The following is an 11,809-nucleotide window of genomic DNA, read 5'->3' on the forward strand; positions in this document are numbered from 1 at the left end:
AGCGAGGAAGCTGGTGAGAGGTCGATGAGCAGGGCGCGCAGTCGCCTCGCGGTGCGTTACTTCGACGATCGCGTTCTCCTCACCGACTCGGCGGCCTGGGCCTACTTCCGGCTGCCGACGGTGAGCTACGAGTTCCTCACCCCCGAGGAGCGCGAGGCGCTGGCCACCAACATCACGATCGCGCTGGCCGCGATCAGGATGCCCGACGCGGAGGTGCACCTGCGGATCGCGCACCGGGCCTACCCGGCGGCGGAGTGGGCGATGGCGCTCAACTCGACCTCCGACGAGGGCTCGGGCTGGCGGGAGTACCTGGAGGAGATGTACCGCCACGTCTGGGCCAAGGACTTCTGGAGCAAGGAGGTCTATCTCGGCGTACGGCTCGGGCCGCGCGGCGCGCAGCTCGGCACCGGCGTGCTCGCCCAGCTCTTCGGCTTCTACCAGCGCAGCGAGAAGGCGCTCGGCATCGAGGACGACCACGTGCCGGACAAGGAGATCACCCGGTGGACCGAGGCCGCCGAGCGGCTCGGCCGGGCCCTGGCCTCCAGCGCGCTGTACGCCCGCCACGCCACCTCAACCGAGATCGCCTGGCTGTTCCAGCACGCGGCGGCGGGCGGCCTCGGCGAGCCGCTGGCCTCGGCCACGCCGCGCCGCAGGTGGGGCAAGGGCGAGATCGAGGCGCTGGTCGAGGGGCAGATCCACAACGGCAGGTCGCTGCTGCGGATCGAGCAGCCGGCCGGAGACTCCTACACCGCGCACCTGTCGTTCGCCCGGTTCCCCGACCTCATGCCGTTCCCCGACGGCGAGCCGTGGCTGCACTTCGCCGACCAGTTGCCGTTCCCCGTGGAGGTCTCCAGCCGGATGCGGCTGATCCCCCCGGTCAGGGCGAGCAAGGACGTGGCGCGCAAGCTGGCGCACGCCCGCGACATGGACATCCACATCCGCGAGGCGGGTGCCGAGGCGCCGCTCGCGCTGGCCGAGCAGATCGACGCCGCCCGCATGCTGGAGCACGGCATCACCAAGGAGCGGCTGCCGTTCGTATACGGCTGGCATCGGCTGAGCGTCAGCGCGCCGACCGAGGAGATGTGCGTCCAGCGGGTCGAGGCCGTCGTGGAGCACTACCGCGACCTCGGCATCGACGTCGTCAACTCCACCGGCGACCAGTTCTCGCTGTTCTGCGAGGCCCTTCCCGGCGAGCGGCTGCGGGTCAACGCGTACGCCCAGCGGCAGCCGCTGCGCACGATCGCGGGCGGCATGGCCACCGCGACCGTCGAGCTCGGCGACCGGGTGGACGAGTCGAACGCCGGGTGGATCGGGCCGTACGTCGGGGAGACGCTGGGACGGGCCCGCAGCATCGTGCACTTCGACCCGCTCGTCGCGGCGGCGCGCAACCGCCCGACCGCCATCGCGATCACCGGTGAGCCGGGCGGCGGCAAGACCACGCTCGCGCTGCTGCTGATCTACCAGATGGCGCTGCGCGGCGTCACGAACGCGGTCATCGACCCCAAGGGCGACGCCGAGTCGCTCGTACGGCTGCTGCGCAACCGCGGCCGCAAGGCCAGGGTCATCCCGCTGGGGTCGGCCGCGCCGGGCCTGCTCGACCCGTTCTCGTTCGGCGACGACATCGCGACGAAGAAGACGATGGCGACCGAGACCCTGCGGCTGCTGCTGCCGAGGATGTCGGAGGAGCGCGAGTCCGCCATGATCCAGGCGGTCGCCGCGGTCTCCAACGAGCCCGACCCTTCACTGGGCAAGGTGGTGGACCACCTGGAGCAGTCCACCGACCCGGCGTCGAAGAACCTCGGCGCCGTGCTGCGGTCGATGTCGGAGATGCACCTGGCCCGGCTGTGCTTCGACGCCTCGGGCGGCGAGCAGATCGACACCGAGGGCTGGACGACCGTGTTCACGCTCGGCGGCCTCACGCTGCCCGACGTGATGACGGCCAGGGACGACTACTCCTACGAGCAGCGGCTGTCGGTCGCGCTGCTCTACCTCGTGTCGCAGTTCGCGCGGCGCCTGATGAACGGGCTCGACCGGCGCACGCCGAAGGCGATCTTCCTCGACGAGGCGTGGGCGATCACGTCCACTCCCGAGGGGGCCAAGCTCGTGCCGGAGGTCTCCCGGATGGGCCGCTCGCGCAACACGGCGCTCGTCCTGGTCTCGCAGAACGCCGGTGACCTGCTCAACGAGCAGGTGACCAACTGTCTGTCGTCGGTCTTCGCGTTCCGCTCGACGGAACGTGTGGAGGTCGAGCACGTGATGGAGCTCCTCGGCGTCGACCCGTCGGAGGAACACAAGGCGGTGCTGCGCTCCCTGGGCAACGGGGAGTGCGTCTTCCGGGATCTGGACGGCCGGGCGGGCCGTATCGGGGTGGACCTTATCTCGGAGGAGCTGCTGCGCTGGCTTGACACCAATCCGACACACGACAAACCCAACGAGAACGTGCATGATCTTCTTGACGGGGGCTCCGGTCGGTCGGGGGTCGCGCAGGAGGTGCGATCGTGAGCGTGCGCAGGAACGGTCCTAGGGGTCGCACCCGGGAGGGCGGCAGACGCGGCAGGAGGGTCCGCCGGACCCTGGCCCTGCTTCTCGTCGCCTTCGCGGCGTTCGTGACGCTTCCGCTGGTCTTCCCCACCGGTACGGCGAGCGCGGTCGGTCCCTGTGACCTGTCGCCCAGCCTCGCTCCCGAGATCGTGGGCGGCGGCGTCGACGGGCTGGTCCAGCCGCCGTCGAGTGAAGAGGCGACGGCCGCCGGCCAGAGCACCCCCCAGGCGCCGAAGGAACCGGCGACCAACTACGAGCGGTACGGCATGGCCGGCCAGTTCTGGCACACCTACGACCTCGGGTGCTCCGACGTCACGGCCGTGCTCGGCAACGCGTGGGCCAACACGGTGTTCTCGTGGGCCAAGGCCGTCGACCGGTTGACGATCAGCACCTACCAGGCGGCGGCGACCGAGGGGCCGCTGCAGCCCATCAAGGACGTCGCCGACGAGATCGTCACCAACCTCGCCAACGCGATGTACTGGCCCTACCTGCGGCCGATCGTCATCCTCGGCGCGATCTGGCTGGCGTGGTACGGCCTGATCCGCAAGCGCGCGACGACGACCACCGAGGGCGTCATCTGGATGGTCCTCGCGGTCACGGTCGCCATCTGGTTCTTCAGCCGCCCCGGCGACTTCACCAGCCTCGGCAAGACCGTGACCGACAAGACCGGCGAGATCGTCAACTCGGCGTTCTCCGGGCTGCCCGGGGCGGGCGGTGCGTCCTGCCTGCCGATGAAGGAGACCGCGCCGGGCGAGGTGCCGAGCGCCCCGACGGCGGGCGGCTACGGCCGCCAGGGCACGCCCGGCGTGGAGCAGAACGCCGACGCGCTGTGGTCGGTCCTGGTCTGCAAGCCGTGGCTGATGGGCGAGTTCGGCACGGCCGACCCCAACTCCGGGCTCGTTAAGGGCATGGGCGCCAAGCTGCTCAACCTCCAGGCGATCGACGCCGCCGAGCAGGCCGCCGATCAGACGCCGGCCTCCGACTCGCACCAGCAGCGTTTCGAGGAGGAGGTCGCCAAACCGATGCAGAGCACCCCGGCGTACTTCCTGTTCCAGGGCAAGGACTGGACCAGCCGGCTGGGCATCGCTATCGGCGCGTTCATCGCGGCCATGGTCGCCGGTCTGCTCATCTTCCTCGTCGCGGTATCGCTGCTCGTCCTGAAGGTCGGCTTCCTCCTGCTGCTGATGCTCGGGCCGGTCTTCCTGCTGATCGGCGTGCATCCGGGCTCCGGCCGGATCATCGCCATGCGCTGGGTGGAGATGCTGGTCGGCACCCTGCTGCGCCAGGCGGTGCTGGCCCTGGTGCTGGGCGTCCTCGTGTACGGCTACGCGCTGATCATCTCGACCAGCCTGCCCTGGGGCATGCAGATCCTGTTCATGGCGCTGCTGACGATCGCGGTCTTCTTCTACAGACGGCCGTTCCAGCACCTGTTCGCCTCGATGGACGGGCACACGATCGCCACCCGGATGCTCGGCGAGGCCGCCACCGCGCCGACCTTCTCGCGGGCGGCCAACGCGTTGCCGCCGGTCGCGGCGGCCCGGGCGGCCCGGTGGGGCCTGCGCAAGGCCGAGCCGGTCATCAGCGCGGCCGCGATGGCGACCGGTGCGGGCACGGCGGCCGCCGCGGCGGGCGTGGCGCAGGGCCGCGTGCGCGGCGAGGAGGGCGCGGGCGCCGTCCCCGCCCAGGCGGGAGCCCGTGCCGGGGCCCAGCCCGCGCCGCTGGACGCCGACGCGCAGGGGGCAGGTCGCCGCAAGGCCGGGGTCGCCGCCTCGCGTCCGGGAACGGCCCCGCCGCTCAACCTGTCTGGGGTGCGCCCCGCAGCGCGGGCCGCGTCGGCCGCGTCGGCCGTGTCAAGCGCGTCCGCCGCGTCCGCCGCGGGATCGCCGGCGGGAAGCCCGGCTGCTCCGCCGCAGCGGGTCACCGGCGTCTCGCCCGCTCCTGCTCCGCCGGCCGCGCAGCCCACGCCGTCCCGCGGCCGCCCGAGCGGCGGGTCGAGCGGCGGATCGAGTGGCGGGTCGAGTAGCGGATCCGGCGGTGGCTGGTTCGGCGGCAGGTCCGGCGGTGGCTGGGCGTCTCGGCCGTCGTCCCCCCGGCCGTCCGGCGGAGGCTCGGGCGGGTTCTTCGGCGGCGGTTCGCGCGGCTCGTCGGGCGGCTCCTCCGGCAGGTCCTCGAACAGGTCGTCCGGTGGTTCGTCCAGTGGTTCGTCCGGGGGCATCTTCGGCGGATCGTCCCGCCGCAGCGACGGCGGCCGTTCCCGGCCCGCCCCGCCGCGCGACTCCGGTTCGTCCGGGGGCTCGTCCAGCCGTCCCCGTTCCGCCGAGCCGCCCCCGCTCTGGCTGCCGAGCAGGGGAGAGGGCACGCGCCGCGACAGCGACGCGCCCACTCCGTTCTGGGCCAGGCCCGCTGACGGCGACTGATGAGAAGCCGAAACAGTGACCGGGGGAAGGGCCTCGCCTTCGCGGCGGCCGTCGCGGTGCTCGCCGCCGTCGGCGTCTACCTCACGATGAGCGGGCCCTCGGGCTCCTCCGCGGATGACGCGCAGACGAGGGAGCAGTCGGTCGTGGCCACCTCGCGGGCGACGGCCGCGGCCCGCGAGCCGAGCCCGGTGGCCACGACTCCGGCCGCCTTCGACGTGTACGCGTACCTGCCGCTGTCCCGGGAGGAGATCGGCGCGGCGGCCGACCTGGCGCGCCGCTTCACCGAGGCGTACGGCACCTTCTCGCCCGGCGAGGATCCCGCGGCGCGGGCCGACCGGCTGAAGCGGTTCGCGACCGACGAGTTCGCCGGCCAGCTCACCAGGACCGTCACCGACCCCGCCGTGGTGGAGCAGAACGAGGCCGACCAGGTGACCTCGAAGGGGTCGGCGAAGGTGACGACGATCCGCGACATGACGGCCGACCAGGTGGTGTTCGTCGTCGACTCGGCCCGTCACGTGACGGACAAGAACGGTCAGAAGGACGTGCCCGAGCGGTTCGCGGTGACCGTGATCAAGGCGGGGACCGACTGGCGGGTGTACGACCTGCAACTGGCCGACGCCGGTCAGGACGGGGACAGCTCGCCGTGACCGCTCCGCCGCGCATGACTCCCGCCTCGACGCGCGTCGTACGCAGGCTCGCGTCGGCAGGACGGGACTGGCGGACGATCGCCGTCGCCCTCATCGTGATCGTCCCGGCCACGCTGTTCGGCTCGATCATCCTGATGACCCCCAGCCCGTCGATCCTCTTCGGCGGCGGCGCGGCCGAGAACTGCGCCGAGGCGGCCACGGGGGAGACCTCGGGCGGGGCCGTCACCACCGTCTCGCAGACCGCTCAGGGTGACATCCCGGCCGACTACCTGGAGCTCTACAAGAAGTTCGGCAAGCAGATCGGCGTGCAGTGGAACGTCCTGGCCGCCATCGGCAAACGGGAGACGAACCACGGCCGCTCGACGTTGCCGGGGGTGCGCACCGGCACCAACTACGCGGGGGCCGCCGGGCCCATGCAGTTTCTCATCAGCACCTGGGGCGGCCAGGCGAAGATGAAGATCGAGCCGGGGATCAACGGTTACGCCTCCGACGGCGACGGGGACGGCTACGGCGACGTCTACAACCCGGCGGACGCCATCCTCGGCGCGGCCAAGATGCTCAAGCGCAACGGCGCACCCGACGACCTCAGAAGGGCGATCTTCGTCTACAACCGGGCCACCTGGTACGTCGACCAGGTGCTGGAGATCGCCAAGCGTTACGCGGCGACCGGGGAGATCGGCCTGCCGCCCGAGGCCGATCCGGCCTGCGACTCCGGCTTCGTCGACAGCGCCCCCGACGACGTCGTCCGCAAGATCCTCGAGTACGCTCTGGCGCAGCGGGGCAAGCCGTACCGGTGGGGCGGCACGGGCCCGGACGCCTTCGACTGCTCGGGGATCATCTACATGGCCTACCGCAACGCGGGTCTGAGCATTCCCCGCACGACCTTCGGCCAGTGGCCCTTCGGCGCGAAGATCGAGGAGGGGAAGGAGCAGCCCGGTGACCTCGTCTTCTTCAACGCCGGCCCCGGCACCTCAAAGGACAATCCGGGCCATGTCGGGATGGTCGTGTCGCCCGGCAAGATGATCGAGGCGCGGTGCACGCTGTGCGGGCCCATCAAGGTCTCGACGTACCACGATCGGCCCAACATCGTGGGCTTCACCCGGCCGCTGGAGAACGAGACCGTCATCGCGCAGCTGAAGCGGGCGCAGACGTGACGGACGCGCGCCTCGTCGTCGGGGCCGCGATCGTCGAGAGCGGCCGCCTCCTGGCCGCCCAGCGGTCCGGGCCCCCGGCGATGCGCGGCGGCTGGGAGTTCCCCGGCGGGAAGGTCGAGCCGGGGGAGGACGAGCGCGCGGCGCTGGTGCGGGAGTGCGCCGAGGAGCTCGGCGTCCAGGTCGTCCTCGGAGGTCGCGTCGGCGGGGACTGGCCCCTGCAGGACGGCTATGTGATGCACGTGTGGTTCGCCACCGTCGCCGCGGGTGCGCCCCGCCCGCTGGAGCACCTCGCACTGCGCTGGCTGGAACCGCACGAGTTGTACGACGTCCCCTGGCTTCCCGCGGATCTTCCGGTCGTCGCCGCCATCGAGAAGTTGCTGCCGAATCGGAGCGGATAGTCGCCGAATCGTTCGCAAGATCGGGCTTTGCTCCTGCTTTTACCAATCTACAATTTGTTCTGACCTCGAAGCAGGGCCGACAGGAGGCGAGCGTTGATCGGACGCGTGTACATGAGAGCCGCGTCCTCGGCTGTCGCGTCGGTGGCCATCGCCACGTTGGCGGTCCTGGCCGTGGGCCCGGTGCTCGGCGCCAACGCCGAGCCGGTGGAGCCGTGTGACCCCACCCAGGACCCCCAGTGCGCCGTCGTCACAGTGACCGTCACCCAGACGCCGCCGGTCACGTCCTCGGCGAGCGCGAGCCCCACGGCCGAGCCCGTGGTGACCAAGACCGTCACCATCACGCCGACGCCGTCGCCGAAGCAGACCAAGACCAAGGAGCCCAAGCCGGTCACGACGACGACCGCTCCCCCCGCGTCCACGACCGAGCAGAACCCTGCGCAGACGATCCCGACGCTGACCGACACCCCCACCACGAATCCCAGCCCGACGGTGGAGGAGAACGGGGAGGTGAGCCTGCCCCCCGCGTCGGCCGAGCCGACGCCGGACACGGCGCAGCAGTCCCCCAGCCCGGGCGTGTCGTTCGAGCAGCCCGATCCCCAGACGGTGCCGATCGAGATCCGCAACGCGTCTCCCGAGTACGACAAGCCCACGCTGGCCCACCGGCTCGCCATCCCCGCCGGGGTGCTCGTGGGCATCGCGCTGATCGCCTGGCTGATCTTCGAGGGCCGGCTGCGCAGGATGGCGCACGCCGCCGCCGTACGGCGAGGAGGCCCGGCCGCGGCGCGGACGCCTGCTCCCGAGGTGGCGGCGGCGGCCTACCCGACGGCCACCCCCGGCTACGCCCCGATGATGGGCTTCGTGCCCGTCCAGCCCTACACCGTGGGCTATCCGCAGCAGCCCTACGGCTACCAGGTGCCGTACGGCTACGCCCAGCCGTACGGGTATCCGGTGGCCGACCCCGCCCAGATGCAGCAGGCCCAGATGCAGCAGGCCCAGATGCAGGCCCAGATGCAGGCGCAGGCGCAGCAGCCTCCTCAGGGCGCGCCCGACCCCTGGAGCCAGGCGGTCGGCGAGGGCGAGGACCCGGCCACCCGGCAGTGACCAACTGACAGGGACCAACAGAAAGGCGCCGACCGGACGGACCGATCGGCGCCTTTTCCGCAGGCTCAGCGCTGCCGCTTGAAGATCTTCGAGCCCAGCCAGACCAGCGGGTCGTACTTCCGGTCGACCACGCGCTCCTTCATCGGGATCAGGGCGTTGTCAGTGATCTTGATGTGCTCCGGGCAGACCTCGGTGCAACACTTGGTGATGTTGCAGTAGCCCAGGCCGTGCTCCTCCTGCGCCGACTCCTTGCGGTCCGCCACGTCGTACGGATGCATGTCGAGCTCGGCGATCCGCATGAGGTAACGCGGGCCGGCGAAGTTCGGCTTGTTCTCCTCATGGTCGCGGATCACGTGGCAGACGTTCTGGCACATGAAGCACTCGATGCACTTGCGGAACTCCTGCGAGCGCTCGACGTCGACCTGCTGCATGCGGTACTCGCCCGGCTTCACGTCGGCGGGCGGCGTGAACGACGGGATCTCGCGGGCCTTCTGGTAGTTGAACGACACGTCCGTCACCAGGTCCTTGATGACCGGGAACGTCCGCAGCGGCGTGACCGTGATGGTCTCGCTCTCCTCGAAGGTGGACATCCGGGTCATACAACCCAGCCGCGGCTTGCCGTTGATCTCCATCGAGCACGAGCCGCACTTGCCGGCCTTGCAGTTCCAGCGGACCGCGAGGTCGGGGGCCTGCGTGGCCTGGAGCCGGTGGATGACGTCGAGGACGACCTCGCCCTCGTTCACCTCGACGGTGAAGTCCTCCAGGCGGCCCTCCCCGCCCTCACCGCGCCAGACGCGGAACTTCGCCTTGTATCCCATCACGACTCCTTGACCGCGGCGTCGTATTCCGCCAGCTCTTCCTCGGTGAGGTACTTCTCCAGCTCGGAGCGCTCGAACAGGCTGATGAGGTCGCCCCGCATGGACGGCTGGACCTCCTCCTCCACCGTGATGGACGTGCCGTCCGGCTTCGCGGAGCAGACCAGCAGCCTGCGCCGCCACTCGGCCGACATGCCGGGGTAGTCGTCGCGGGTGTGGCCGCCGCGGCTCTCCTCGCGCAGCAGCGCGGCCTTCGCCACGCACTCGCTGACCAGCAGCATGTTGCGCAGGTCGATCGCGAGGTGCCAGCCCGGGTTGTAGATCCGGCTGCCCGAGGAGGCGGTGTTCTTGGCCCGCTCCTTGAGCTTCTCGATGACCTGGAGGGCCTCGCTGATCTCTTCGGACTTGCGGATGATGCCGACCAGGTCGTTCATCGTGCGCTGCAGTTCGTGGTGGACCTCGTACGGGTTCTCCCCGCCGCTCCGCTCCAGCGGGGCCAGGGCCTCGGTCTGAGCCTCATCGAGACCGGTCACGGCCGGCCGTTTGGCCAGCCCGTCCACGTACGCCGCGGCTCCCGCGCCGGCCCGGCGGCCGAACACCAGCAGGTCGGACAGCGAGTTGCCGCCGAGGCGGTTGGAGCCGTGCATGCCGCCGGAGACCTCGCCGGCCGCGAACAGGCCGGGGACCGAGGCCGCGCCGGTGTCGGCGTCCACCTCGACGCCGCCCATGACGTAGTGGCAGGTCGGGCCGACCTGCATGGGCTCCTTGGTGATGTCGACGTCCGCCAGCTCCTTGAACTGGTGGTGCATCGACGGCAGCCGCCTGGTGATCTCGGCGGCGGGCAGGCGGGTGGACACGTCGAGGAACACGCCGCCCTGCGGTGACCCGCGCCCGGCCTTCACCTCGGCGTTGATCGCCCTCGCCACCTCGTCACGCGGCAGCAGCTCCGGCGGACGCCGGTTGTTGGCCTGGTCGTCGTACCAGCGGTCCGCCTCCTCCTCGGTCGTGGCGTACTTGTCCTTGAACACGTCCGGGATGTAGTCGAACATGAAGCGGCGGCCCTCGGAGTTGCGCAGGACGCCGCCGTCGCCGCGCACCGACTCGGTCACCAGGATGCCGCGCACCGACGGGGGCCAGACCATGCCCGTCGGGTGGAACTGGATGAACTCCATGTTGATGAGCCGCGCGCCGGCGAGCAGGGCCAGCGCGTGACCGTCACCGGTGTACTCCCAGGAGTTCGACGTGACGACGTACGACTTGCCGATGCCGCCGGTGGCCAGCACCACGGCGGGGGCGTCGAAGACGATGAAGTCGCCCGTCTCGCGCCAGTAGCCGAAGGCGCCGGAGATGGCGTCCCCGTCCTTCAGCAGCCGGGTGACCGTGCACTCGGCGAAGACCTTGATGTACGCCTCGGGGTCGCCGTGCAGCTTCTCGTCCTCCTGCTGCAGGGCGACGACGCGCTGCTGGAGGGTGCGGATCAGCTCCAGACCGGTGCGGTCGCCGACGTGCGCCAGGCGCGGGTACTCGTGGCCGCCGAAGTTGCGCTGGCTGATCTTGCCGTCCTTGGTGCGGTCGAACAGCGCGCCCCAGGCCTCCAGCTCCCAGACGCGGTCCGGGGCCTCCTTGGCGTGCAGCTCGGCCATGCGCCAGTTGTTGAGGAACTTGCCCCCGCGCATGGTGTCGCGGAAGTGCACCATCCAGTTGTCGCTCGAGTTGACGTTGCCCATCGCGGCCGCGGCGCCGCCCTCGGCCATGACCGTGTGGGCCTTGCCGAACAACGACTTGCAGACGATCGCCGTCCGCTTGCCCTGCTGCCGCGCCTCGATCGCCGCGCGGAGCCCCGCTCCACCGGCTCCGATGACGACGACGTCGTATTCGTGACGCTCCACTTGAAATCCTTATGCGAACGGGAAGTTGATGACGCCCTTGGCGACGAGCCGGACGTACAGGTCGGCGATCATGACCGAGAACAGCGAGGCCCAGGCGAACTGCTGGTGCCTGGCGTTGAGCTTGGAGACCAGGGTCCACGCCTTGTAGCGCAGCGGATGCCTGGAGAAGTGGTTCAGGCGCCCGGCGGTGATGTGACGGCACGAGTGGCAGCCGAACGTGTAGCAGAGGATCAGGGCCGCGTTCACGAGCAGGATCCAGCTGCCCAGCCCGGCGGGCTTGTGCACCAGCGCCAGCACCGCGTCGTACGTCAGGATCAGGCCGATGATGATGGCGAAGTAGAAGAAGTAGCGGTGGATGTTCTGCAGGATCAGCGGCAGACGCGTCTCGCCGGTGTACTTCCCGTGCGGCTCGGCCACGGCGCAGGCCGGCGGCGACAGCCAGAACGACCTGTAGTAGGCCTTGCGGTAGTAGTAGCAGGTGAGCCGGAAACCACCGGGCAAACCGAGGATCAGAATCCCGGGCGGCAACGTGTACCAGTCGCCGAACGGGGCGAGCCCGAACAACCGGGCCCCCTCGGGACAGGACGTCGCCAGACACGGCGACGAGAAGGGCGCGATGTACGGGTCGACGAAGTAGCTTCCGTCGAAGATCGCCCACAATCCGTAAATCAAGAACAACAGGAGTCCGGCGAACGTGAACGCCGGAGCCAGCCACCATCGGTCGGTGCGAAGAGTGCGCACCCTGATCTGTGCGCGTTGTTTCCTTGCCGCGCTCTCGGCCGTTGTCTGGGTCATCGGAGACCTTCCACCCTCACTGACTCCGCGCACGCCGGAGCGACCGCGCCGT

Annotated in this window: 9 protein-coding genes; 6 read left to right on the forward strand and 3 right to left on the reverse strand. The window is 70.4% G+C overall.

The window, feature by feature from the left end:
* The first annotated feature begins 24 nt into the window (after positions 1–24).
* From ACIBK1_RS29830 to ACIBK1_RS29855, 6 genes are all read left to right on the forward strand, one after another.
* The gene (locus ACIBK1_RS29830) at positions 25–2,502 is read left to right on the forward strand and encodes an ATP-binding protein (RefSeq protein ID WP_030507509.1); all 2,478 of its coding nucleotides are present in this window, start codon (positions 25–27) and stop codon (positions 2,500–2,502) included.
* Positions 2,499–4,958, forward strand: a complete 2,460-nt coding sequence (locus ACIBK1_RS29835; RefSeq protein ID WP_396739023.1) for a type IV secretion system protein — start codon at positions 2,499–2,501, stop codon at positions 4,956–4,958. The genes ACIBK1_RS29830 and ACIBK1_RS29835 overlap by 4 nt, the downstream gene beginning before the upstream one ends.
* Positions 4,958–5,605 (forward strand): hypothetical protein, encoded by a 648-nt coding sequence (locus tag ACIBK1_RS29840; RefSeq protein WP_030507507.1) that lies wholly within the window; start codon positions 4,958–4,960, stop codon positions 5,603–5,605. Before ACIBK1_RS29835 ends, ACIBK1_RS29840 begins: the two co-directional genes overlap by 1 nt.
* Positions 5,602–6,759: a C40 family peptidase gene (locus ACIBK1_RS29845; RefSeq protein ID WP_231513844.1), complete on the forward strand. Its 1,158-nt coding sequence runs from the start codon at positions 5,602–5,604 to the stop codon at positions 6,757–6,759. The genes ACIBK1_RS29840 and ACIBK1_RS29845 overlap by 4 nt, the downstream gene beginning before the upstream one ends.
* A complete protein-coding gene (locus ACIBK1_RS29850) occupies positions 6,756–7,157 on the forward strand; it encodes a (deoxy)nucleoside triphosphate pyrophosphohydrolase (protein WP_030507505.1) in 402 nt (133 codons plus the stop codon). Before ACIBK1_RS29845 ends, ACIBK1_RS29850 begins: the two co-directional genes overlap by 4 nt.
* 93 nt (positions 7,158–7,250) lie before the next feature.
* Positions 7,251–8,258 carry a hypothetical protein gene (locus ACIBK1_RS29855; RefSeq protein WP_396739026.1) on the forward strand — a complete coding sequence of 336 codons (1,008 nt, stop codon included), beginning with the start codon at positions 7,251–7,253 and terminating at the stop codon, positions 8,256–8,258.
* A gap of 65 nt (positions 8,259–8,323) precedes the next feature.
* Here the strand turns inward: ACIBK1_RS29855 and ACIBK1_RS29860 are convergent, their stop codons facing one another.
* The 3 genes from ACIBK1_RS29860 to ACIBK1_RS29870 are packed head-to-tail and all read right to left on the reverse strand — an operon-like array spanning position 8,324 to position 11,757.
* A complete protein-coding gene (locus ACIBK1_RS29860; RefSeq protein WP_030507503.1) occupies positions 8,324–9,076 on the reverse strand; it encodes a succinate dehydrogenase/fumarate reductase iron-sulfur subunit in 753 nt (250 codons plus the stop codon).
* Positions 9,076–10,962, reverse strand: a complete 1,887-nt coding sequence (locus tag ACIBK1_RS29865) for a fumarate reductase/succinate dehydrogenase flavoprotein subunit (protein ID WP_357313449.1) — start codon at positions 10,960–10,962, stop codon at positions 9,076–9,078. The genes ACIBK1_RS29860 and ACIBK1_RS29865 overlap by 1 nt, the downstream gene beginning before the upstream one ends.
* Positions 10,963–10,971: 9 nt before the next feature.
* On the reverse strand, positions 10,972–11,757 hold the full coding sequence (locus ACIBK1_RS29870) for a hypothetical protein (RefSeq protein ID WP_396739028.1): 786 nt from the start codon (positions 11,755–11,757) through the stop codon (positions 10,972–10,974).
* Between the last annotated feature and the right edge of the window lie 52 nt (positions 11,758–11,809).

This window comes from Microbispora rosea (assembly GCF_044460045.1).
GTDB lineage: Bacteria > Actinomycetota > Actinomycetes > Streptosporangiales > Streptosporangiaceae > Microbispora > Microbispora rosea.